Consider the following 24,469-nt stretch of genomic DNA (forward strand, 5'->3'; position numbering starts at 1 on the left):
CAAGGAAGGTTGTAGCGGGTATCTCCCGAAAACGTATGTTACGTTATGAACTAATTGTTGCCACATATGAGTCCAAATGACTGGGCAGAAAAGATACGTGAGGATATGCCGGGCCCTCAAGAAACTATCCAGAAGCCAGGAGGCGATGGTGAACAGGAAAATCAACCGACTATAGCGGTTCTTTTTTCTGAATGTGATAAATGTGGAATGTCCGATGTTCTATCCTATCATCATGAACAGTGTGGGTCGCCAATCGTCCATCTTGAAAATGGTTGGCGATGTGGTGGCTGTGGAGCGCGGATCTCCCCTCATGATACTTGTGCTAATTGTGGTGCCTCTCTGGACATCGATAATCTTGAGGTACCGATTGATGTGAGTCACTCAGCGGATCCGAACGAAATTGAAGCCGCAATTCATGAAAAAACGAACCAACAGCGCTCTAATCATGGTATTGGTACGCTGCAATACAGTCCTCATCTAAGCACAATAGCTCTACAGCACAGTCGTGATATGGCACATCAGCAATATTTCGATCATACCTCACCAAACGGCGCCACGACAAAAGATAGATACCGACAGTTCGGCCATGATATACGGAAGTGTGGCGAGAATATTGCTCTGACGTATCCAACACCAATGACGCCGGTTGATGAGGTCGCGGGGTCCGTAGTCGACGACTGGATGGAGTCTCCGGGGCACCGAGAGAATATTCTCAGAGAACAGTTCGACAGGGAAGGAATTGGAGTCTATCTCACCCAAGACGGCGCGATATATACAACTCAGAATTTTTATTGAACCGAATAATCTTCTTTAGTGTCTTGCTCCATTTGTGTTGATTCGTAACGCAAGAACCTCTATTTGATACTCTTGTAGATTCACCCAAGATTTCAAGATGAAGAATAACTAACCATCAATCAGCGAGATAACAATGGGGTTCAGAGATCTTGAAGGAGAGGTGGTGAGCGCAGGAGCAAACTCACTAACATTGGGTAAGCTATTGGACGAAGGTGCGGAGGGGGGAGTGTATCGAATCAAGGGGAATAGCGACTCTGTTGTGAAGATTTTCAAGGAAGATTGTCGGACGAGTAAAGGAAAAAAGATTCCTGCGATGATCTCGGAAAGGCCGAAGGATCCTACTCATGATGATAAAGGGATCCGTTCAATAATCTGGCCAGAAGAAATCGTAGAGAGGGCGTCCGGAGAGTTTCTCGGATACACAATGCCCTACCTTGAGATCGATCAGTACTGCAATGCGCGAAGATATGCAAGGGAGGAGCTTAGTTGGAATTCCAGCTCTCACGAGGAACGATATGGCGTCGCGTTGAATTTAGCATATGCTATTGCTTCTATTCACTTTCAGGGGCATGCAATCGGAGATCTAAACCATCAGAATATTTTGATTCGAGACGGCTATGTTTCGCTAATTGATTGTGATTCTTTCCACATTGATGGAAATAGTGGTACTTATCCTGGAGAAAAGGTTTTCGGACGGTATTCACCACCAGGTGGGAGGGGAAGGAACACACTAAAAGACGTTCGTCAGGCCGATCTTTTTGGACTTGGTATCCACATTTTCCAGTTTTTGATGGAGGGGTTCCACCCATACCAAGCACAGGGCTCAGATGCGGCAGGCGGAAATTTCATTGAAGCGATTAAGGAGAATGATTTTCCGTATAAGGATCCCAAACCTGGCCGACTAGAACCTCATAGTGCTGTAGATGGCAAATATGATCAACTGCCAGACGGTGTCAAAGAAAAATTTGAAGAGTGTTTCGTCGTTGGAAAAGCTCGAGGACGCTATCGGCCTACGGCTAGCGATTGGGTTAAAGCATTGAACGAAGCCGGAGGATTTTCAGATCAGATCTCTATTGGTACCTCTTCAGGAAACTCCTCGACAAAATCACCGACGGGGTCTTCTCCTAAGAGTCCTTCAATAAATCCTCAAAATGAGGATCGGTTAGAAACATTAGAAGATAAATGGGGTGACCGACGGAAAGACTCACAGAGTTCTGAAAAAGGAAATACGCAATCCACCCGTAGTACATCTCAGTCTCAAGAAGATGATCGCTTAGAACAGTTAGAAGAGCAGTGGGATGACCGGCAGAATACCTCTCAAAGTGGGACCAGTACGCGATCTTCTACAGGAACCAACGGTGGTGGGTCAGATGAAGAAGATAGGTTAGAAAATCTAGAAGACAAATGGAGCAATCGGCGGGGCAATTCTCAGTCAAGCACACAGAACCCTAATGGGTCAGGGTCTACGTCAAATCAAGCCGGTGACGGTGACCGTTTAGACCAATTGGAGGATAAGTGGGACAAGCGTCGAGATGAGGATTCGCCCCCTGGAGGGACACAAAGTGCATCTTCTGAAAATACTGAGTCACCGAGTGATTGGGTCAATGACATTAGAGAAAATAACGACGAAGACAAGAATGAGAACTAAATTCGAATGGGATGTTAGGTTGATCAGGAGGGTGTGGATAAGTCACTCTCCACTGGGAATATTCGAGAGAGACGGTTCCCCCGTTAATTTGAAGTATATTATGAACAACCATTTAAACTGTAGATAAGCATGAGCAGTGATGATGGCTTAGAACCGACGGCGGATCCGACGGTTGAGCGAACTCCTACCGTGCTGATATTAGACACCTCGTCATCGATGGGGTCAAAGACTCAATCGTCAAGCGGAAAAAAGAAGAAAAAGATAAACCAGCTAAATGAGGGTCTGAAGCTCTTCGAGAAAGAAATTAAGGATAAGCAGCACGCTGCGGCACGCGTCGATGTCGCGGTAATAACTTTTGGAGGGAATGTTTCAGTAAAATCTGACTTCACTCCAATAGAAAACTGGAATGCGCCGACTTTGAAAGATAACGGGGGAACGCCGATGGGAGAGGCCATCGAAAAGGCGATTGATATCACGGAAGACAGGAAGGATGAGTATCAAAATGACGCTGTTCAATATACTCGACCCCTTATTTGGCTACTCACGGATGGTGAACCCACGGATATGAGTAACGGGGATCAAATGTGGGACCGGGTGCAGAAGCAACTCGATAAAGGTACGAGCGATAATCACTTTTTGTTCTTTGCTATGGGGGTAGGCGGAGCTGACATGAACACGTTGAGTGATCTGGTGTCGGTCACGGATTGGCCTGCCCTGAAAATCAAAGAGGGCATGTTCAAGGAGTACTTCCAGTTTGTGTCAAACAGTCTTGCTCGTGCTTCACATCCGGATTCTGGGGATACTGTTCAACTATCCCAAGACAAACTGGATGAGATTACACAGATTGACGTCAAATGACAGAGAACGATTGCGATGAACCTACTGTCATCGGATGCTCTGTCCGAGGACCCAAGCACGAAGAAAAAGAGATTCCCTGTCAAGACTCCTGGTCTGGAGGGTGCTTAGGAGGTGATTCGGCCGTTGTTGTTGTTGTTGGTGACGGTCTAGGAAGCGCAGAGCGTTCACATATCGGTTCACAAGTAGCAACAAGTACAACAGCGAACGTAATTCAAAGCTCACTGTCAGATAATCCTGAAATGGGCCCTGGAGGGATGGAAGAGTTACTTCGAAACGCGACCTCAGAAGCAAGATCGGCTATACATGAAGTGGCAACACATATTGATGCATCACCTTCCGAATTCAACACCACGCTGCTGACTATGGTGGCAACCTCCTCAGGTGTAGCGGTGGGTGCCATTGGAGATGGAGGCATAGTTGGGCGGTATCAAGGGTCCTACAAAGCTCTGGTACCACAAGAGGATACAGAGTATGCTAATGTGACCATCCCGCTGTTAAGTGAGAGTTGGGAAGAGGAATTCCGATTCGCGTACCATGAGGAAGTTAACTCTGTGGCTGTATTTTCTGATGGACTGAGCCCATGGGCTTGGAAGGGACGGAACCAGCCTGATCCGGAGTTTTTTGACCAACTCATTGACCATATACAGTCTAAAGAGGATCAGGAGAGCCTTCAAGAAGATCTATGTGAATTTCTGGATCATGATCATCATCGGAAATATTCTGGGGATGATAAAACGTTAGTAATTGGTGATATAGTTGCTTTGAATGACTCGGAGTCTAATTCTCAGTCGACTCAAACTGAGCCCTCATCTGAACAAAACCAGCCTGGGTAGATTCTGGCTGGTGTCTTTTTGTATGTCCAACTTTCGTCAAATGTGTTCAGATATCATGCGACAATCTATATTAACAATCCCTCTAGTTTGCAGGCAAAATTCTGATGAGGGAGAGACATGAACATAGGTGAAATCTTAATACAAACAGCCACGTCAGAAAGTCCTTTTAATATATTTTCAGTAGATGTTCTTCTGAGTTCAGGAATCGTGCTTGTATTCACTGGAATGGTCTTTCTTATTTCAGTCCAACTTCGATCAGTTGTTGATCTTCCACAGCGTGCTTCGGTTTTGATTACCGTGTGTTCGGGAGTTATGGCATGGTATTGGCTTTTGAACCATCCATCCATGTTACGATCTATCCGTCTATTAGTAGCTTTTACTGCTATTTTGCTGCCCGCATTAGCAACTGTCATTACTATCAGGGGACTGTTGGGGCTGACATAGATGTACAGCCAACTGCCTTATGAGATACCTGTTGTTCCACAGCTTCTGCCATCGATTGCGATTTTCTTTGGATTTGAACTACTTTTGCTCTGGTATTTTAATCAATTTTTAAACTCTACTGCGGCAGGGAAATCAGGCGGGATTCAATCAAACGAGAGGACCGTTATTGTTGGAACTATGACTATTGGATACCTTTTCTTGATGACTGCTATTATCCGTCAATATTCTTCTATTTCAGCGCTTTCTCTCTACTTATTTTTCCTTGCTCAGACTATCGAAGGTGCCGCATCATTAAGGCTATACAAGAAAGTTGTAGATATTATCACTAGAAGACACAGCTCCAATATCAGGTCTTCCAGTATCCAGTCGATCTATTCTAGGATTTACCCTCGAATCAAATATAGCTTTCTTATTTTATTTATAATTTCTGTGACTATTTCTTTCATTGTATTCGTGATCACCCGTGGACCCGTGGTCCACGGGACAGCTTACGACATTGCTTTAGCGTACACTGTTGGGTCTTTTTTAATTGCTGCACTTGGGGTTACATACCGCGTCCGTGGAACACCCCAAGTATTTAATAAAACATCTAAACTTGGTGTAGTTCTTTGTCTCGCTGGTGCAAACATCTATGATTATCAGACCATCACAGGAGAAATAGTAGCATTCAGTGTTGGTGCAGTTGGGTACACTATCGGATTTTGGCTTGCTGCACTTTTCTTGTTAAAATCTGGAACAAGCCCGATTGTTTCCTTTATCCGTCGTATGACTCCAATAGGTCCCTGAATCGACTATTGGGGATACGCCTTCGGCCGGATGTATATCACTTCCGAGGGTGTTCAAGAACTCGGTCAGCGACTCGCCTACGAGGACGATGAGATCCCTTCGTGGACACTTGACCCCGAGACTGTTGACGCCAATGACCCGCCATGGTGGTTGCCTGATGGCACCGCTATCGATCCCACAGTTACTTGTGGTAAATGTGATGAGGCTCCCAGGTAAGATATCCCGCCACTGTTTCGTCCAACACGTAGCAGAGCGCGTGTTGGTGATCATGCTTGTTGGTACTCACAACCTCTTCGGACCGAGAACCGATGTGTGTCAGGACAACGAGTGCGTCTTGGACACGAACAGGGCCGCTAGGGAACACTCATCACGCTCGATAAACCGATTGCCGACTCGACTTCCTCAATACCCGATTCCAATGAAGTAGTTCTATATCGCTTGGATCTTCGTGATGCTTGACCGATGAATTTTATTATGCTGGATATTTATGAGACTAGCTATGAATTCTGTGACTGAACGTCGGCGTGAGGGCAGGGTTCTGAACCTATTCCTCTTGGATACGTCCGGATCCATGAGGAGAGACGCAAAAGATTACGAGGGACGAGAGAGGCAGTTGATTGATCAACTCAACGACGGTCTTGAGTACTTCACCAAAGAAATCGGGGGCAGCGAGGACGCAGAAAGAGTAGACATCGGTTTAGTGTCCTTCGGTGGGGAAGTGACAATGGAGAAGGACTTTCAGCCAATCAATATTTCATGGATGGAGGACGGGCCACCGACGCTGAGCGCCGGCGGTCATACCCCAATGTGCGAAGCCGTTGTCAGGGGACTCAACAACTTAGAATCATACATGGTCGAAACTGACAGAACTCAGGAGCGGGCGCTTGTCTGGCTTCTGACGGACGGGAAGCCGAACGAAACTGAGGGAAGCAAGTGGGAGAAAACGAAGCGGAAAATCGAACATAGGACAGAAGATGACGACCTCACCTTCTACGCAGTCGGACTAGGAGAGAAGGCCGATATGGAAACGTTGGGGGACCTTGTAGCCGGCGTTGACGATGAAAACAAGTCCGTCTTCCATCTAGAAGAAGGGCAGACACGGGAATTCTTCATGCGTGCTTCTGAAAGTATAAAACAGAATTCAGAAAACATCGGGAAGCCTGACTACGATGACGACCGGACCGACGGCTCCTACGACACCATCTGCGGAGACACCACCGATGACGATGACCAGTCCGGCAGTTTTGACGACCCCTTCGGTGACACAGCCGACGACGGCTCGGAGAAGAGCCAAAGTGAGAACAGCGCTGTCTCAGATAGGGAGGTTACCGAGGGTGACGATGTTCGCGTGGCAACATCAGCGGCTACAATCGGACCCGAGATAGATACAGGCAGCGAGGGAACTGTATATCGTATCCAGGGAAACAGCGACTCTGTCTTGAAAATCTTCAACAAGCAGACACGGGAAGAGAAGATAGACAAAGTGCGGGCGATGATCAAGAATCCACCAATCGACTCTACCTACGAAGAGGAGAGGATCCGTTCGATCATTTGGCCTCAAGAGATCGCCGAAGACCCATCGACAGGAGCCTTCCTCGGGTACAAGATGCCGTACAGGGACTTAGAACAGACAAAAAGTGCCCTTGAGTACGCGGTGACTGAATTGAAGTGGGATGAGAATGCGGCTCAAGAACGGTACAGGGTTGCGCACAACTTGGCGCTCGTAGTCAAGGCCATCCACGAACAGGGACACGCGATCGGCGATTTCAACCACGACAACATCCTTGTAGACGAGGACGGCTTCGTCACGCTCATCGACTGTGACCGTTTTCTGATCCACGGCGAGACCACGATCTATCCAGTCGACACATTCGTGCCTCGTTACATGCCACCCGAAGGCGGAGGGAGCAGCAAAGAAGAAGTCCAAGAGCTCGACCGGTTCGGCCTTGGCGTTCACATCTTTCAATTCTTGATGGAGGGCTTCCATCCTTTCATCGCGCAAGGTCCGATGGCAGCGAACGGTAGTTTTGGAGAGCTAATACGCAAGAATCAGTTTCCTTACCACGCAGAGAACACAGGTTTTCAACCGCACGATGATGCCCCCAATTATGAGAAATTACCAGCGGATATCAGAGAATTATTTGAAAATTGTTTTGCTGAAATTAGTTGGGGGCGTCCTGAACCAGGATATTGGATCAAAACACTCAATGATCTGATCACGGAAGATAAAGATTGAATATTAATAATGTCAGAACACGATCTGGAGTCTGTCAATTCAACCATTGCCAAACAGCCAATAGTGTTTGTTTTGGATACCTCCAACCTGACTAAAAGACAGATTTCTGCACTGAATGAGGGGCTAGAACTCTTTCACGATGAAATGGAATATTTGGTTGATGAACACATATCGTTTGAGGGTGTAGAAATAGCTGTAGTGACATATGGCGGTGACGTGACCGTTGAACAAGAATTCACACCTATTGAACAATGGATTCCACCGACTCTAAGTAGAGAACGTTATAGCCCTATGGGTGAGGCAATAATAGAGACCTGCAGGATGGTAGAAGATCGCAAAGAGGAGTACCAAGCCAATGGTCTACCGTACCGCAAACCAGAGATCTGGTTATTGGCCAATTCATCCCCGACTGATATGAACAAGGGAGATAAAAGATGGAGCCAAGTTGAAACAGTTCTAGAGACGGGAATCAATAACGATGCCTTTCGGTTCATACAAGCCGGTGTCACCGGGGCGGATTTGGAGACACTTTCTCAATTATCCCCTGAAACGGACATTCCACCACTCAAAGTCAAAGAACAGGAAAATATGTTTAGAGACTATTTTGAGTTCGTTGCTGAGAGCCCTCGGAGCTTCACTTCTGTAGCAGCGTACATCTCTGTAACCGACATAATTGAAGATTCTGCTGCCCTAACGCTTGTCGATTAACTAAACACGCTCAAATCTGTTTATGACATGTATGAGTATTTTGGAAGTTTCATAATGGAATATAATCATATCGCTTGGATCGGCCTGCCGCTATACCTGGGAAGTGGCCAACAGTGAGATAGATGCCTTCAAAATATTTACACACCCTGCTAAACTTTTTATTTCCCACCCAACTGCAGGCTAATAGGAGCGGACCCAACTTCGAAGGGCAGTCCCCCCGCTTCCCGGCTGAGAACTACAATCATCAAATGGGTCAGGTCAGCAATGACAGAAAATGAATACGGACTCGATACAGCCGAACATACCGTGGCACGAGTTCCGGTTATGTTCATTGTAGACACGAATGGCGGGACCAAACACCAGATTACTACTGAAAATGGACCGAGAAAAATCATATTCGAACTGAATGAGGGATTAAACCATTTTGCCCGCGAAATAGAAAGCGATTTCAAAGCAGAATTGGCAATTGATGTGAGTGTTACTAGTACCGGAGGATGTCCGACGGTAGAACAGGAATTTTACCCGATACATTCCATTTCCACGCAGTCCCTAAGTTCAGGACTGCCGGAACTAACTGCCGGAGGACCGTCTCTCGTGTTCGAATCAATCCACAAATCACGAAAGCATTTAACAGATTATGTCGAAGCGGTGGATGAAAAGGGATTGTCAAGAAAGCCGGCCTTGGTTTGGCTTCTGCATGAGAGTGAACCGCTCGCTGGCTCCGAGGAGGAGTGGGAAATAGCGCAGAGAGCTATTAAAAAGGGGACCGAGGGGCGTGATATGTTCTTTTTTGCAGTTGGATTGGGCGGCTCTCACAGGGGTGCTGCAATGGAAGGCCTTAATAAACTAGTCACAGAAGCAGATGACGAGAATGTAACGGTCTTCAGACATCGATATAGGAACATAAGAGAGCTATTCCATATAATTTCCAACGTTACAATTGAACATACCCAAGGGGAAGGATTGTCCAGCCCTGTCGAAACTTCTCTTCGACAAATCTAGTAAACCAGTAGCAATCAAGAGGTCAATCCATCAAATTGGACTAAGCAAGAATGACAGAATAATATAACTTGGATACGGTCACCCGTCCTGTCGCACGCGTACCGGTTTTAGATAGACGTGTCTGGCGGGCACTGTCTAGTTCTGGACTCCCTCAGCAGGAGTGCGGCCATCTAACGCTTGATTCGGCCGATATCGATTGTAGTAGTGTCTGAAGCGTCTGAGCCACCGTATTGTGCTGGCCTGACTGCCCCGCCAGAACGAATGAAAGCGGTTGAGCCTCATTGCGAGGGTCTGAAACCACTTTTCGATGTAGTTTCGGTCGTGGTAGTCGAGCCACCCGCTCAAATCGTGACGAGAGAGGGGAGTCAGGTAGCCGCCAGCATGAACCAGAAACACCGTCTAGTCAACATCGTGTTTCTCGGTGAGGCGGTGAAGGAATGTGCCGCAGGATCGGTGCCGCGGCGGCTGTAAACATCGACCTCCAGAAGCAGCTTTGAGTTGGTGTCGATCGCGGCGAACAGCCAGTGTTTCTCGCCGTCGATCTCGATCTGTGTTTCGTCGACCGCGACAAACGTCGGCGAAATCCTCGGCGGATCACTCTGTGTCTCGGCGAGGGTTTCCTTCCAATTCCATATCGCTTGGTGGCAGCGATCGACACCCAGCCAGCTCAAGACAGCCTCGACTTCACGCACTGACAACCCCATCGAATGAAGTCGAACCGCGAAACAGCACACGGGTGTCGGCGTGCGTTCGTTCTCCCAAGCGTCTTGATTCTCTATCTCTAATTCCTCTTTGAGGAGGTTCGCGAGTTGCATGGACACTTCTCGCTACAACCTTCTCGCTTCTCAATCCCTCAACTAGACATTGACTTGTTTCTGATAGTTACCTATTTATGATAGAAATTCAACCACCAATTCTGCTGTTTGAGCCGACACCTGACCTGAAACCAACCGATATTTAGCCTACTTCGGTGGAATCAGCAATATAGTCGGATCGGAGCTGAAGGACTGCATCGCTGTCCGTCGCTGGGATGAAAACTGCGCGCAGTTCGCCGTCAACGTACTGGGCGAAAGGTTCCGCTGAGAGGTCTGCTTCACCGAATTGAGTCCAAGCGCCGTTCGACTGGTACGAGAAAACAGCGCGACGATCGGTGAACAAGACACTGCCAATCTGAACCGAGCCATACTGACGCCGGTGTTCGACCTCCATTTCGACGACGAGCGTTTCTTCTTCCTCCAGCACACATTCCGCAGATGACATTGGTGAGGTGTACTGATTCAGGGGAGAATAATCTTGGTGTGATGAATATTCGGCAGTCGGAAAAGGGGTTAGAATTCTAAGTCTCGGAGAGACTTCTTATGCTACTTGGTTCTACGTCGTTCTCTTCACCTGCTGTTTCGTCGCTGTCTCCGACGCAGTCGAACGATTCTGCGCAACTACTTCGACATCATCCTGCGCGAGCCACCAGTCGGGCATCCAGTCCGCGATCGGGAACACCCAGCTTTCGGATCCTCGCCAGTACGCGATTGGATTCCTCGGCACGGCTGTTCCGGTAATCGAGGGCTTCGATTTCCGGTGTGGTCTCGTTCGTCGTGACTCTACGGCTGCGGTCTGCTGTGGCGTCGACGCTGATTCGCCGTCTGAATCGTCAGTCGACTGTTCGAGAATCGTGATTTCGCTATCGCGTCGAGTCTCGAACGTTGCTTCGTTCCCGTACCAGCCCTTGTGGACGTTCTCGACACGCACGAGGTCACCGACCGTCAGTTCGGGGAACCGGTGTGATCGGATGAGCGTGCGGCCACCGAAGTCCGTTGGATCTGGCGTCGGGCGCGTCTCGTCCCATTCAGACTTCTTCCAGATAGCAAAACGTATCGTCCCGGTCTCGTCCTGAAGCACGCCGGCCTGCTTGATTCCGGGGTGAGTGTTCTCGAAGAGGATCGAAACACGACCCTGCGTGGAGAATCTCCCCTTCGTCTGAGCAGTCGACATATATCGGACGTTGCCGATCTTCTGGACGTTCTGGGGATCGTTCGCTTCGTCTTCGGCCTGTCTGAGCAGTGCATTCGTCGGCTCGACGCCGCGGTTGACACGCTTCGCGAGCGCGAGTGCGAGCGTCAGCGGACTCTTGCGCACCTCATAGACCTTCTCGAAGTCGTCACTCAGGAGTCGGTGCGCCATCGCACAGACCTCCTCGTGTTCGTCGGGATTCAGCTCGAGCAACGGGCGAAGGCGGTCCTTGTGGGCCTGCTTCGCTCGTTTCTCTCGGGCCTCAGCGAGTTCAGCCGCAGTGGGCCGAGTCGCAGCGAGTTCGTCGAAGCGGTTGTTCAGCCACTTCGCGTGACCGACTAGCTCGACGTCGTCGCTCAGCTCGCCAGGGTGGCAGATGCCATCCGTGACTTTCCGTTTCTCGGCCTCCAATGCGAGTGATCGCTCGATAGCCTCCAGAGAGCTGCCTGCGAACTGCTCTGGCTCCGTGACCAGGTCACCGAGACGGACGTATTCGCCATCGGGGAGCAAGACCTCCAGATCGGCGGTCTCGAGCCCCGTGGTTGTCTCCGTCCGCTCAGCGTGGTTGTGGGTCTCTGCGTTGTCCGGGCGGTCGTACGCTTGCAGTCGGCTTTCGGCTGAACCGAGTGAAGCCGAACTCGAGTGGCGGCCAGTGGTCGTCACTCGGTGGTCGACAGCCTTCGAAATGGGCGTCGACAGCGTATGTGCAGTCGTGCGGCCGGCGGATTCGTCGAGGCCACTGGCGACACCAACGACTTGTTCGCCGGTCGGATCGACGAATTTTGAGCTGGCGTTACCAGGGTGCCACGATGCGAGATCGCCTGCTGAATCGGGCTCGATAAGCGCGTCAGCGGGCTGGCCGTTCGCGTTCGTTCGGGCTCTCATGAGCTGTCCTCGTTCTGGGACGATGGGGTAGCCATCAGACGTGTACCCGTACAGTCCATCGACGGGTTCTGCACGCGTCCCGAAGTCGGTCTTCGCTGCGGTCCGCTCCGTGTAGACGTCACCGTCTTCGTGCTGGTCCGTCGCGACCTCGGGGTCGGTTGGGGAGTCAGCGTCGGATGGGGCGTCCATGAGCGCCCAGAGGAGTCCTGCCAGTCTTGCGACCAGGCGAGTTCTCGTCGTGGGGTCAGTGGTGGAGCGGCGCTGCTCCTGGTCCTCCCGGTAGGTCCGGAAGTAGGGAGAGCGACCGTCTTCAGTCCGCGTCGTTGCGGTCCCATGTCGTTCGTTCGTCTGCTTCGTCGCCGCTATCGTCGCCGATAGGTTCTTATTCTCAGTGTTGCTACTGTTCATTGCATTACTCCAAATGCTGTGAGGCTCTAGCCAGCCTCACTACTTACACTGCATAGCGGAGCATAACTATAACGCACTTAGAAGCCTTCTGTTCCTTATTTACGGGAGAATACCCACACTATCCTCACATCGAATTCTAACCAGAATCTCCGCAACACTCTTACGGATTCGCTGTAAACTGTAATTAGGGACCTATCCTATGTCACGTTCAACGGATCGGGCCACCGGAGATGTCGTTCGGGAGTTCCTGTCAGTCGCAGATCTCCTCGAAGAACCCCGACTCGCCCAGCTGTATGCATACCTCATTCGTGATGGGGAAGCGACAGTGCAGGAACTGATGGATACCCTTGACCTCCCGCAGGGGACGGCATACACCTATGTCAATCGATTAGCCGATGCTGGTGTGATTGCGGAGCAGTCTGAAACCCAGCCTAGAACGTACATGGCCAACGAAATTGATCTGACTGTCACGGCTTCGGATGGGACTCGCGAATACCGGATTACCCCGGTCCTCATCGACGCCGTCGGCCGTCGAGCGACCGATGAGGATATCGATACCTATATCGACCGGCATGGAATCGCAGGGCTCGCAACCGCGATTAACTATGCGGTTGACCGTGAACGTGGTAGTGTCACGCACCAGGTGATGGCTCGAGATATAGATATCTCGCCACTCGCAGCGGAGATCATTCTCCAGGCACTCCGTCCGATCGTTCACGAGCACTACGATATTGAGCCCGCTGGAGCCTCACTTGATGATGTTGTCGCTGCCGAGGATCTTGCAGTTGACGACGAAACTGTCAACGAGTGACCGTGAGCGCGACGCATATCGCTGATACTGGGTTTTTCGTCGCGCTCGGCCAACCAACGAACCATCGATACCGGCGAGTTCGGACGTTCGCCGAGCGTAATGAAATCGTCTTTCTGATTCCGGAACGGGTGTACGAGGAACTCACCGAACCTGCATCGGAGACTGCGACAATCGATATCGCTATCGAAGAAGGCTGGGTTACTGTGAGTGAGTCACTGGACTACACTGTCCCACTGGTTTCGAAGACGATGGACGGTGTTCAGCGATATATTGCAAACGCTGATGAACGCCCCGAAGATGAGATAGAACGTGCTGATGCCGCTCTCGGCGGGCTTGCAGCGAAGGTACTTGCTGAAGAGTCAGCATCAAGCGTCTATATCTATACTCCTGATATCGCTGCTGGTGAAGGGGTTGAAACTGTCCTCGGGAGTCAGGGATACAAGGACTCGATTACGTTCGTGAACGCTTTTCAGTTCATCGACGAGCTAATGGACTGAGCAGCGTCTCGAAACATGAGTGCAATGTAGCCGATGCTTTGAGCTGGGTGTATTTTCTGAACTGAGTAGTTATTTCTTGGACTGGGTCGGGACTGATTTGTATTAGCAATTCATCTGTATGTCTCCAGGGAATACCATCTATGACTGGTTTTTTCTCAACGAACACTGGACGGGTTACATTCCCGGGTGAACAATCAGACGACCCGTTATCATATTGGAATTGCCAGGAAGGGGCGTACTGGGCGATTAAAGCCCACCAGACGACAGACAATGCCGCACCGGCGGTCGTTTCACTCCCAACAGGGGGTGGGAAAACAGCTGTCATGATGCTTGCCGCCTTCGAATACGGTGCCGACCGTGCTCTCATAATTGTCCCGTCGGATGCGATTCGAACCCAAATCAAAGAGCGCTTTGATAATCTCTCTGGCCTCAACAAAGCGGATGCGTTCTCTGGGACTACCGACGGCTTAGAAGTCAAAATTCACCGTGGTCGACCGACTTCTGAAGAAGCGTGGGAAGAGTACAGCGACGCCGACGTTGTTGTTTCAACCCCAAACAGTATCAGTGAACCCTATGCGAACGCAGACGAGGATTCGCTTGTATTACCGCCCGCCGGATTTTTTGATCTGCTCTTAGTGGATGAAGCACATCATACGCCAGCGCGTGGCTGGCGATATGTGCTGGAGAGTTTTGATGATATTCCTCAACTCCTATTTACTGCGACTCCCTTCCGTCGGGAGGATCAACCACTGCCAGGCGACCTTATTTATCACTATCCTATCAAGAAAGCTAGGGATGAAGGTATTTATCACGAAGTTGGATTGGAAACAGTTGGTGGCAATAGTGATAAACTTGTAGACACAGCAGTCCAGACACTCACGTCGTTGCAGAATTCCAATGATCAAGCGACTCTTTTGATACGAACAAACACGACGGGAAAGGCTGACAACCTTGCTGAGAAGTACAATGAGGAGACGCCGCTTGATGTTTGTGCGGTTCACTCAAAAACTGAGGACAATCAGGACAAACTGGAGAGGCTCCGAGAGGGAGCCATTGATGGGGTAGTTGTCGTGAATAAATTCATAGAAGGAATTGATGTGGCGGATCTTCAAGTGGCCGTATTTCACGTCCCCCCGAAGTCCTTTCCGAGGATGATGCAAATCGTTGGACGTCTGGCTCGAAAACCATCCGACGAGGCTCCAGCGACAATCATTGCGACTGAAGAGGCGGTTAAGAGTGCGAGTATGTCCGAAGCAGTACGCCAGCTGTACCGTGATGATACTGGGTGGGCTGATGTCGCGGAAGATCTAATCTCAGAGTACCTTTCAGTTCAGGAGTCGGACAAGCCCGGCGGGGCACCGCCATTGGATGCCGTAAGTCCAGACAATATTCGGCCATACAAGACAGTCACCGTCTATTCACTCAGCGACACTGAGTTTGATATGGTTTCTCAGGATTCAGATTCCACTCGAGTCGGATCGGAGAATTCTCTCGGGTACATCTTGTCGACACCTGACTCAATGTGGGGGTCTATCACGACAACACAAGAGTCACCAACATGGGGAACCAGTACGATCCTCCAAAGTACCGCGTACGACCTACATTTATATTGCGTTCCCGAAGATAGCGAGTTACTTTTCGAGTACACATCCGATGTGCGGCAAGCGAATACGATTCGCTCGGCGTTAATTGGCGACGAGGCGGCAGCAATGCGAGTTACCGGAAAACGACTTTCTAAAGCAATGCAATCGCTGTCAGCGCCGAAATTTAAAGCTGCGGGGCTGACTAACGTCCATATACCATCAGGAACCCAGCCCGAACATAAGCTACTTACAGGTAATGAGGTTCAAGGAGCGGTGTACCACTCTGACACTCGGCGCTATACACACGGTCATGTGTTTGCGTCGTTTAGCGCTGATGGAGAGGCTGTGACTGGTGACTCAGTTGACAGTGAAGCCAGCTCCTCGGCGACGGACACGCGGGGGATCAGTAGCTCGAAGGGGGCGATTTGGTCGAATTCGAAAGCTGGACTATCAGCATTCAAGCAGTGGTGTGAGACACTCGCACGGGAACTCAACGCCGATCGTGAGCCTGCAATACAGCATCTTGAAGATCTCAATCAGGGGGTTCAAATTGACGCATTCGAGGCAGAACCGTTCTCAATAATGCCTTATCCTTCCTTACTTGCCTCGAGGGTGAGTGTGAAAGCCTCAAGTGGCCAATCATGGCAAGATGTTGAAATAGCAATGGAGATTGCGGAATCAGTAGACACCCCATCACAATCGATTGAAGTTTCTGTGTCGATCGAGCCAGTTGGGTCGGACATACAAGCAACATATGATGTTGAGGCTAACGATTGGTCCGGGGCGATTTCGGAGTACCAGTTCCAGATCCCCGATGCTGATGCTCATTCTTCATTGCCTGGGGATGAGTTCTTACGCCAGTATCCGCCGCGGTTCCACGTTGATGCGAATTCGATCGTAACTGGGGGAGCAAAATACGTTACAGAGACGACGCTTGACGAGTTTGACCCCTCGTCACTTAGAATGGAACTCCAGCCAGCCTGGGGAGACTATATCGAAGAAGACGCCGTGGAAAAACCGGGATGGTGGGATGATGTCGACGAAACCACCGACCTTACGGCTAAGTGGGAGAGTGAACCTATTGAATCAGTATTCTGTGCGATGGTAGAGACACTTACATCACGATACGGTGGTGAGGAGTACGTACTCTTTTGTGATGATATGGGTGATGAAATTGCGGACTTTATAGAATTTCGAACGGACGAGAAACAGATCACCTTCTACCACGTCAAGCGCTCAAAATCTCCGGGTGTCCGAATATCCTATTTCAAAGACATTTACCATCAAACATTGCGCTCTCTTCGGTACACCTATACTCAGGATCTTGTTGAACAGCTCGCTGGTAATCAACAAGGGACTAGTCGGTCACAAGTCATCCATGGGGAAGAGACATTCGAGGAAATTACACAAGACTTTGTGCCGACAGACTGGAGCTATACTATCTGTGGCGTTCACCCGGGACTGAGACTCGACTTTGATCCGGAAGCCGGTCATGAGAATGTTGGTCGCTTGCTGAGCGAATGTGTCGAGCAAGTTGAGCGGTACAATGTTGAATTTGGGATGATAGGGCCCGAAGACGACCAGAGGTAACCACCCAGCAAGTAAATAGCAACTGAGGGGTTATCCAGAAGATTGAGACTGCTGCTTCCTTAGCCAGCTGCGGCTTCAAATGAATCCCCTAACAAAGGCTCTGATTTTATCGCCCCCGAAAGGGGCGAGGAATAGAAAATGCATATGCTCATCAGAGTCCTCATTCCGGCGGTCGATAGCTCAGAGGCAGTTAGTACAGCTCGGTACGCACTCGACCGATTGATTGGAGTCGGTGACGGAGCGTCTACGGCGTTCGACTACTACAAAACCCTAGATGAATCGACGGCTCGGTATCGAGACCATCCCCGCTACGATGGCCTCGATCCAGCGCTACCCCTGCAGTCAGAGACGGGGAGACTACTCCTCGAAGACGCCGTCGAGACACAAGAAGCGTGGTTCCGTGAGACACTCGACAAGCTGCGAATGAAACTCGAGTCTCTCGATTGTGAGTCCGTGATGGACGACGTCGACCTCACTCGGTACGATTGTTATCGACTCGGCCAGTTCGCCGGGCCGTCCGTCTGGATCTATGACCAACACGGCGCCGGCCTTCGCTCTCGATCAACGGTCGAACAACATCTCGAACACAACAGTGATGACGAGTTCTGGGTGGTTCCCGCTGATGTCCACTACTGAGCCTTCTATCCGGATTTTATCTTCGACGAATCGGTGTGGGTCGTGTACTTCGAACTCACTAACTATGGAGTTCTCCGCGGAGGCTCGATGAGCTTCTATGCGACCGTAGTCGGGTACATTCAGTACCGGAGCCAGACGTTCCTCGATGCCGCACTCGAGAAGTTACGGCATGGAGGCTGGCTCGACACGGAGAACCGATGGAGAACCGACGGTCGGTCTGGAGGACACAGTCACCCATCCTCAGTGGATGCCGAGAACCTACTCCTGGTTGTTCCGTCGGATCTGTATCGAAATCTCGCTCGGATTTCGACTAGCCTGTTCGTTGGAGCAACTGACGGCGTCCTGGTGATTAGCTCCGTGGATGGCTGCTTCGATGCGTGGGTGGAACGACCACTTCCTGCAGCCGCTGCTCCAGATCCCACGACAGACGCGATTACGAGTATCGAGGCAGTCGATCTCGAAGCGTTTGCTCGGGAATACGATCTTGGTGTGAAACGGTTCGGTGCCTCGAGCCCTGGCGAATACGCAGCTTGGCAGAATCGAGTTCTCCGCGCATTCCACCGCGAATTCGACCCGGAACTACCACCCCACCTGGCAGGCCCCGACTTCGAGTAATCCGCTTCCAGAGCTCCAATTGATCAACCATGTCTACAGAATCATCCAGCGTCGCGACCAAGCACACTGAACAGCCTGAGAGGAACAGTGCTGAGACTCACGAACGACTCACAACGACCGACCAGTGCCCCGAGTGCTCTGAGGTCAAGCTCAGACGAGAAGGTACTGAGAGGTACTGTCCTGAGTGTGGGCTCGTCGTCGACGAGGACTGTATCGACTACGGTCCTGAATGGACGCCATACGACGCCGAAGAGCGACGTCGTGTTGGTGGGCCAGTGACGAATGCACGCCACGACTGGGGTATCTCTGCAGAGATCGGTCGATATCGTGATGCACGTGGGAAGCAGCTTCCGGCAGCGAAACGTCGGAAACTGCACCGGCTTCGGCGATGGGACCGCCAAGCCCAGTTCGAAGGGAAGGCAGACCAGAACCTTGCCCATGGACTTTCGGAGATCCGGCGGATCGTCGGTGCGCTCGACCTCCCCGAGAGCATCTGTATGCAGGCGTGCGCCCTCCATCGGACTGCTGCGACCGAGGACCTCATCCGTGGTCGCTCGATCGAAGCAATGGCGGCTGCCGGCGTGTATGCAGCCTGTCGATGTTCGGGACTCCCTCGGACAATCGACGAGGTCGGAGAGGTGTCGACTGTCTCCAGAGAGCGGGTCAGCAACGCGTACAGCGTGTTGAATCACGAACTCAATCTCCCGGCCGTTCCGATGGCTCCCGTTCAGTATGTTCCACGATTCGCATCGGACCTCGATCTCTCACGAGAAGTGCGCCAACGCGCCCTGAAGTTGGCCCGAGAAGCGTCCGAAGCCGGTCTCGGGAACGGCTGTCGACCAACCGGCGTTGCCGCTGCCTGCATCTATGAGGCTGCTCGGGAGGGTGACGAGAAAGTCACCCAAACGAGTCTCGCTGAACTCGCGAATGTCTCTGCTATGACGCTCCGTGAGCAGTGGAAGAAACTCCAATCGATGCTCGAACGTCCAGCGGAGTCTGGACTGGAGGTACAGAGATGACTTCTTGCGGTGAACGGTCGTCGGCCGTCGTCACTGACGCAGAGTGGACGATCGATTTCGAGCGGGCGGGTTGGGCTCCTGGTGATGAATGCCCCAACTGTGGTCACGGGGCGGTTCATGCTATCGTTCGAGCAGGCGTACTCTTCCATGACGACGGAGGTTGGGAGTTCGACGAAACACTGGCTGTATACGAAGCGTTCTGTCCGTCCTGTGACTGGCTTCCGCCGGTTTCGATGTAGCACGATTCCGTCCGCAGCGGGGTAGACGATTCACAGCCAGTGTGTAAACAGAAATCCAGAAACATATTTATACGAATCGGCTCTATTATTTACAGAGATGCTGACGAAGGCCAGCCTTGCACTGCTAGACGCGCTTAGCGCTGGCCGCGAGGCGACGCCAGACGAACTCGCGACCGAAACTGAGTATTCTCAGGACCATATCTACGACATCCTCGATGAGTTGCTCGAGGACGGCTTGCTCACCGAAGCCCGTGGTTCGAAGAACCGGCGTCTCGTCCGAGTGACTGACCATCCAGTCGTCGAGGCGTATCGAGATCTCCGTTCAAAGCTCGGGCACGTCGACTGGACTGAGATACTCTCACCAGCGACGCTGCGAGTGTGCTGGTACCTCGACGAACCACGTCGAGTGACCGAGATCGCAGAGCGACTCGACATCACCCGACAGGGCGTCCACAACGCGTTGTCACCGCTCAAGCACCGTGCGATGCTGTCGCCGTCTGGGCCCGAATACGCGCTAACTAATGACCTCTCGCCACTGCTGACGTTCGCACGAGAAGTCGTGACCCACGAACATCGCTCGCGAGCTCGCAAACTTGCGCCGAGTGCGACTGTCGAGTGGTGCGATCCGAAGCGAGCACTCGTTCGCGTCCAGACGTCCGAGGATACGACCGCACTAGAGTCGGCCGCTGAGTGGCGGGTGACTGGACTCGCACGATTCCAGGAGTACGGCTTGCAGTTCTTCCTCGCCGGTGAACCCGCGTTCTGGTACGCTCCGGATGAAGACCTCACGCCCTCGGAGGTCGTGTGCCACACCCTTGTCCTCGATAGCGGGTCGCGACGCGTCAGTTATTCGATGCTGCTGATCGAGAAACTGGATATCGACCAGGAACCCCTCATAGAAACGGCAACGTGGTACGATCTGGAGACAGCGGTGGCCGCGATGTACCGACCCCTTCACGGAGACTTCGAGGTCTCCGAGGACCTCCCGATCTTCCTCCCAAGTGAATCAGAGTTTAGCGCTCTCAAAGAGCAGTACGGTGTCTCATGACTGTATTCAAAGGCGGAGATGCGATCAGAGCGTTCCTCGAAGAGTTCGACAGCTGGCTTTCGGAACCCGTAGACGTGTATCTCCTCGGGGGCTCGGCGATGACAGTGCGGGGGCTGAAAGATCAGACCGAGGATATCGACCTTGCACTGGGTGTCGTTTCCGAGTTCGAGCACGTCTACCAGGCGCTCCAAGCCCAAGGGTTCGCGGTGGTTGACGAGCCGACGGAGTCGTTCGAGGGTGTCGGGAAAACCGTTGAGCTCCATCACGAAGACCGCGGATTTCAGATCGACCTCTTCGAGCGGCAAGTCGTCGGAAAGGTGTGGATCACCGAGCGAATGCATGACCGGGCCGAGGAATTCTGGACCGGCGATTACGCGACCGCATTCATCCTCTCGGATGAGGATATGTTCCTGTTGAAAGCGGTCTCGGGTGGTGACCTGGCGAGTGGCCGCCGGCGCGACATCGAGGACATGCGGAAGTACGCCCAGCGTGGCCTCGACTACGAGTCGATCCTGACCGAAATCGGCGAACAGCGGCCGTTCAACACGGGGTCGACTGAAGCAAGGCACATCCGCGACCGTTCCCATCCGCTGTTCACTATCGAGATGGCGGTCAATTCGCTGTCGGGCCTCCCGAATTCGTTCACGACTTGTGTCTCAGATTTCGCGACAGAGTTCGAAGTCGAGTACACCGTCCTGGGCGCGGTCGATGATGGACTAACTGATATCGAGAAAATTCGCGACCGCGTCCTCTCGAACGTGAGAGCGCTTTCTGACGACCAGGCGGATGCTGTTGACGATGCGATTGCTCGGTTAGTCGAAAAACAGATTCTAGAGCTCGAGGAGACCACTGTCCGACTTCAGTAACTCCAGATCGCTCGTTGTACTTCTCGCGTCGTGAGCCGTATCTCGGCCGGTACTCCCGAGTCGAGATTTATCATCTCTAAAGAGACTGAGGGAAAGGCGAGTTGACTCCACGACTGCTCGTCTGAACTCGTGCTTTCGCTCTATAGCGCCATAGAATCCTATGAGTATAGAAACATCCACAGACCGTTCTGACGAAGAACCGACTGAGACTAGCCGCTCAGATGTATCTGAACGGCCCGAGACTGTCGCGGAACCCTCCGAACAACCGGATGTCGTCGACATATCTGGTCTCGATACGAAACAAGCGGCCCGTCTGCACGAACAAGGAATCTCAACGATCGAGGCTCTCGAAGCCACTGACTCCGAGACAATCGCGGAGTTTGCAAACGTCAGCGTGGAACAGGCTGTAGACTGGCTGGAGCAAGCCCGAGATCTCGCATCCGGGACAGAGGAAGGACCAGATGCAGATATCGATACTGATGGAGAGGAAGCGACGGATGAGATACCCTCAGAGCCGCCGTCGACGTTTCGAGCAACCATCCAGGCGAGTCCTCTCAAGACCATCCTCAAGGCACTTCGAGCGAACGTCGACGAAGCCCGATTCAAGATAGACGAATCCGGGATTCGCGTTCGCGCAGTCGATTCCGCCAACGTCGCAATGGACGATCTCACTCTGAATGCTTCGGCATTCGAGTCGTACGATGCTACTCCGGGTGTTCTCGGTCTCGATCTGGACCGCTTCGCCGATCCCGTGAACCTCGCAAAGAAAGACGATCTGGTCCAGTTCAGTCTCGATAGAGAGACACGCAAGCTGGTTGTCTTCGTCGACGGCATCGAGTTCCGAATGGCTTGCCTCGATCCAGCGACTATCAGAGCAGAGCCGACGCTTCCTGAGCTGGAACTCCCAGCGAGCGCTACGCTCGACCGCGATGTCCTCCAGCAAGGAGTCAAAGCTGCAGACCTTGTTGCTGATCACGTCGGATTCCGGATGGACGCTGACGAAGAGGTCCTCAGAATCGAGGCAGAAGGTGATACCGACACTGTCGACTTCCAACTCGATGAGGAGAAACTCGACCAGGCCACGTTCGCCGAAGCGTCCTCGCTGTTCAGCCTCGACTACATGAAAAAGATCGTCCGTACAATCCCCAAGGGAGCCAGCGTCACAGTTGACTTCGGGAGTGAGTTCCCCATCATGCTCTCGTACGAACTGGACGATGATGCAGGGTCGATGACCAGGATGCTGGCTCCCCGTATCGAGACGTAATCGCCCCAGGCGATTTTCCACGCACTATGAAAACTAGCTACTCACAGTCGAAGCACCGAGCACGGCGATATCGAGGAGAACGCACACTTGGGGGCTGTCTCGTCTACGCCGGCGACGATCTCCTCGACAAACACCTGATGGTACATTCAGTGTCACCGGGCGGGTTCGATTGGGGTCCGGATGCGGCTCCAGACCGCGCTTGCCAACTCGCTATCGCCCTGCTCGCGTCCGCTCTCGGGGCCGAGGTCGCAATCGATGACTATCACCTGTTCGCAGAGAACTTCGTCAGACGCGAGCTGAGCGGTGATGAATGGTCGATTCGTCTGCAGGACCTCCGCGAGTCGAGCTTTCGTGAACAGTACCTTCACAGGGACTATCCGGACAACACCGCTCCACAACCGGACGACGTCGACATCGAAACAGTCGATCTGGACTCAATCAGTTACGCTGACGAACTTGCTCTGGTCCGACGATACGACGAGGTCCTCTGGAAGAAGGGAGATACCAGAGGGAACCTGCATCGACTTCAGGAAATCCGATTGGGGAACCGTGATCCTGCTGCCGAATCACTGCCGGAGCAGTGGCTTTCGACACATGGCCGACTGACGTCCGCTGCTGCCAAGCGGGCCATCGCTGAGGAGTTCGAGACGATGGGCGAGTTCGCGGCTTGGGCCTGCTACGCCACGACGCTCAGAACCGTCGATCACGTTGGCGAGTCGACCGAGCAGAGAATTCGAAGTCTTCGGCCAACTCTCGTTCGCTGGTTCGGCGGTGAGGAGTATATCCCACGCTACGACGACGATCAAGAGATGCTGGTGAGCGGTTAGACGAACAATATACATTGAACAGCAGAGCGAGCTATTCTTCTACGAATTTAAGTACAATACCGCTTCAGACGGCCCTGCGATGAAGCGAAAAGCTACTCTCTCAGGCAAGGCAGCCTCAAGAAGATATCTGCAATTCCTTCGACAATGCCGACCACACTTGTGGGGAGTGGGTCGACTGGAGGTTGAATGACGGCCCGTGAGCGACTTCGGATGCACCTTGTGCAGGCGCTTACTCGGTCGGATTCTCCGGATACTCGTGAACACATCCGCGCAGCTCTTTGTGAGTGGGAAAAGCTCCCGCCGACTCCACTAATGCAATGTCCCGTCTGTGGATGCATCGGGCTCCCAGAGCGTATCGCGGGTCATGACTGCCGAGATGGGTGGCTGAGGTCCTGATTGCCTCGTTAGCTGTTGCGATGGGCATACCAGTCTAGAAAACCACGACCGCCTCAGAACTCATTGATCGCACCAGGATTCGAAGTCACTCTCAAAGTCATTAAACAGATTGCGATGGAAATGAGCGATATACGGAAGTGGATACTCGTATTCACCATCCGGGGCATGAGCGACATATCCACCTGCGTCTTCTATCCCTCCCTTTGGTGTCGCATTGAAATCCTGCTTTTCGAAGCGCAAATGGTAGAACGCGTAGTCTTGGTCCTGATTCGCCTTCTCTACAGACAGGCACCAGTAGTCACCGTGTTGGAAATCGTTTCGTAGTCCCCACAGAAACGCACCCCGTTTGGTATAGTCTGGAGCTGCCCTGTTGTCTTTTCCCGGCAGAAAATATCGCTTCCCTATGTGTTGGCCAAGACGTCTATTGAGAATCTCTCGAATGTGTTCATTGTACGAATAGAGAGATGA

Annotated in this window: 21 protein-coding genes and 2 pseudogenes; 18 read left to right on the forward strand and 5 right to left on the reverse strand. The window is 52.0% G+C overall.

Annotation, left to right across the window (positions count from 1 at the left end):
- Window positions 1–66 precede the first annotated feature (66 nt).
- The 4 genes from DVK01_RS19525 to DVK01_RS19535 all read left to right on the forward strand — a co-directional run bounded on the left by DVK01_RS19525 (window position 67) and on the right by DVK01_RS19535 (window position 4,134).
- Entirely contained in the window at window positions 67–795 is a 729-nt protein-coding gene (locus tag DVK01_RS19525; RefSeq protein WP_121538411.1) for a CAP domain-containing protein, read from the forward strand.
- A 133-nt stretch (window positions 796–928) separates the two neighbouring features.
- Entirely contained in the window at window positions 929–2,443 is a 1,515-nt protein-coding gene (locus tag DVK01_RS21725; RefSeq protein WP_147435203.1) for a hypothetical protein, read from the forward strand.
- Window positions 2,444–2,572: 129 nt separating this feature from the next.
- The gene (locus DVK01_RS19530; protein WP_121538413.1) at window positions 2,573–3,301 is read left to right on the forward strand and encodes a VWA domain-containing protein; all 729 of its coding nucleotides are present in this window, start codon (window positions 2,573–2,575) and stop codon (window positions 3,299–3,301) included.
- Window positions 3,298–4,134 (forward strand): protein phosphatase 2C domain-containing protein, encoded by an 837-nt coding sequence (locus tag DVK01_RS19535; protein ID WP_121538415.1) that lies wholly within the window; start codon window positions 3,298–3,300, stop codon window positions 4,132–4,134. Before DVK01_RS19530 ends, DVK01_RS19535 begins: the two co-directional genes overlap by 4 nt.
- 65 nt (window positions 4,135–4,199) lie before the next feature.
- On the opposite strand, the gene DVK01_RS21730 is transcribed toward DVK01_RS19535, so the two are convergent.
- Window positions 4,200–4,547, reverse strand: a complete 348-nt coding sequence (locus DVK01_RS21730) for a hypothetical protein (RefSeq protein WP_147435204.1) — start codon at window positions 4,545–4,547, stop codon at window positions 4,200–4,202.
- Between the two features lie 31 nt (window positions 4,548–4,578).
- Between DVK01_RS21730 and DVK01_RS21735 the strand changes: the two genes are divergently transcribed.
- The 4 genes from DVK01_RS21735 to DVK01_RS21740 all read left to right on the forward strand — a co-directional run bounded on the left by DVK01_RS21735 (window position 4,579) and on the right by DVK01_RS21740 (window position 9,310).
- On the forward strand, window positions 4,579–5,364 hold the full coding sequence (locus DVK01_RS21735) for a hypothetical protein (protein ID WP_147435205.1): 786 nt from the start codon (window positions 4,579–4,581) through the stop codon (window positions 5,362–5,364).
- A gap of 499 nt (window positions 5,365–5,863) precedes the next feature.
- The gene (locus DVK01_RS19540; RefSeq protein WP_158598789.1) at window positions 5,864–7,600 is read left to right on the forward strand and encodes a VWA domain-containing protein; all 1,737 of its coding nucleotides are present in this window, start codon (window positions 5,864–5,866) and stop codon (window positions 7,598–7,600) included.
- 9 nt (window positions 7,601–7,609) lie between these two features.
- Window positions 7,610–8,308, forward strand: coding sequence for a hypothetical protein (locus DVK01_RS19545; RefSeq protein ID WP_121538419.1), 699 nt, complete (start codon window positions 7,610–7,612; stop codon window positions 8,306–8,308).
- A gap of 264 nt (window positions 8,309–8,572) precedes the next feature.
- The gene (locus tag DVK01_RS21740; RefSeq protein WP_147435206.1) at window positions 8,573–9,310 is read left to right on the forward strand and encodes a hypothetical protein; all 738 of its coding nucleotides are present in this window, start codon (window positions 8,573–8,575) and stop codon (window positions 9,308–9,310) included.
- A gap of 135 nt (window positions 9,311–9,445) precedes the next feature.
- On the opposite strand, the pseudogene DVK01_RS19550 reads toward DVK01_RS21740, so the two are convergent.
- The 3 genes and pseudogenes from DVK01_RS19550 to DVK01_RS19560 all read right to left on the reverse strand — a co-directional run bounded on the left by DVK01_RS19550 (window position 9,446) and on the right by DVK01_RS19560 (window position 12,610).
- Window positions 9,446–10,125, reverse strand: a pseudogene (locus DVK01_RS19550) (IS6 family transposase).
- Window positions 10,126–10,267: 142 nt separating this feature from the next.
- Window positions 10,268–10,570, reverse strand: a complete 303-nt coding sequence (locus tag DVK01_RS19555; protein WP_121538421.1) for a hypothetical protein — start codon at window positions 10,568–10,570, stop codon at window positions 10,268–10,270.
- Between the two features lie 111 nt (window positions 10,571–10,681).
- Window positions 10,682–12,610 carry a hypothetical protein gene (locus DVK01_RS19560; RefSeq protein WP_121538423.1) on the reverse strand — a complete coding sequence of 643 codons (1,929 nt, stop codon included), beginning with the start codon at window positions 12,608–12,610 and terminating at the stop codon, window positions 10,682–10,684.
- A 199-nt stretch (window positions 12,611–12,809) separates the two neighbouring features.
- Between DVK01_RS19560 and DVK01_RS19565 the strand changes: the two genes are divergently transcribed.
- The 10 genes from DVK01_RS19565 (at window position 12,810) to DVK01_RS19610 (ending at window position 23,605) form a co-directional block, all read left to right on the forward strand.
- Window positions 12,810–13,421 carry a winged helix-turn-helix domain-containing protein gene (locus DVK01_RS19565; RefSeq protein WP_121538425.1) on the forward strand — a complete coding sequence of 204 codons (612 nt, stop codon included), beginning with the start codon at window positions 12,810–12,812 and terminating at the stop codon, window positions 13,419–13,421.
- A gap of 2 nt (window positions 13,422–13,423) precedes the next feature.
- Window positions 13,424–13,918: a hypothetical protein gene (locus DVK01_RS19570; RefSeq protein ID WP_121538427.1), complete on the forward strand. Its 495-nt coding sequence runs from the start codon at window positions 13,424–13,426 to the stop codon at window positions 13,916–13,918.
- A gap of 140 nt (window positions 13,919–14,058) precedes the next feature.
- The gene (locus tag DVK01_RS19575) at window positions 14,059–17,091 is read left to right on the forward strand and encodes a DEAD/DEAH box helicase (protein WP_121538429.1); all 3,033 of its coding nucleotides are present in this window, start codon (window positions 14,059–14,061) and stop codon (window positions 17,089–17,091) included.
- Between the two features lie 144 nt (window positions 17,092–17,235).
- On the forward strand, window positions 17,236–17,727 hold the full coding sequence (locus tag DVK01_RS19580) for a hypothetical protein (protein ID WP_147435207.1): 492 nt from the start codon (window positions 17,236–17,238) through the stop codon (window positions 17,725–17,727).
- A gap of 42 nt (window positions 17,728–17,769) precedes the next feature.
- Window positions 17,770–18,342, forward strand: a complete 573-nt coding sequence (locus DVK01_RS19585) for a hypothetical protein (protein WP_121538433.1) — start codon at window positions 17,770–17,772, stop codon at window positions 18,340–18,342.
- A 29-nt stretch (window positions 18,343–18,371) separates the two neighbouring features.
- Window positions 18,372–19,361 (forward strand): transcription initiation factor IIB family protein, encoded by a 990-nt coding sequence (locus DVK01_RS19590; protein WP_121538435.1) that lies wholly within the window; start codon window positions 18,372–18,374, stop codon window positions 19,359–19,361.
- A gap of 336 nt (window positions 19,362–19,697) precedes the next feature.
- The gene (locus DVK01_RS19595) at window positions 19,698–20,648 is read left to right on the forward strand and encodes a MarR family transcriptional regulator (RefSeq protein WP_121538437.1); all 951 of its coding nucleotides are present in this window, start codon (window positions 19,698–19,700) and stop codon (window positions 20,646–20,648) included.
- Window positions 20,645–21,514, forward strand: a complete 870-nt coding sequence (locus tag DVK01_RS19600; RefSeq protein WP_121538439.1) for a hypothetical protein — start codon at window positions 20,645–20,647, stop codon at window positions 21,512–21,514. The genes DVK01_RS19595 and DVK01_RS19600 overlap by 4 nt, the downstream gene beginning before the upstream one ends.
- Window positions 21,515–21,674: 160 nt before the next feature.
- A complete protein-coding gene (locus tag DVK01_RS19605; protein WP_121538441.1) occupies window positions 21,675–22,778 on the forward strand; it encodes a DNA polymerase sliding clamp in 1,104 nt (367 codons plus the stop codon).
- A 26-nt stretch (window positions 22,779–22,804) separates the two neighbouring features.
- Window positions 22,805–23,605 (forward strand): DUF6166 domain-containing protein, encoded by an 801-nt coding sequence (locus DVK01_RS19610; RefSeq protein ID WP_121538443.1) that lies wholly within the window; start codon window positions 22,805–22,807, stop codon window positions 23,603–23,605.
- Between the two features lie 456 nt (window positions 23,606–24,061).
- Here the strand turns inward: DVK01_RS19610 and DVK01_RS22655 are convergent.
- Window positions 24,062–24,469 (reverse strand): annotated as a pseudogene (locus DVK01_RS22655) (hypothetical protein); the annotation flags it as partial.

It is taken from the genome of Haloarcula sp. Atlit-120R (assembly GCF_003665885.1).
GTDB classification, from domain to species: domain Archaea; phylum Halobacteriota; class Halobacteria; order Halobacteriales; family Haloarculaceae; genus Haloarcula; species Haloarcula taiwanensis.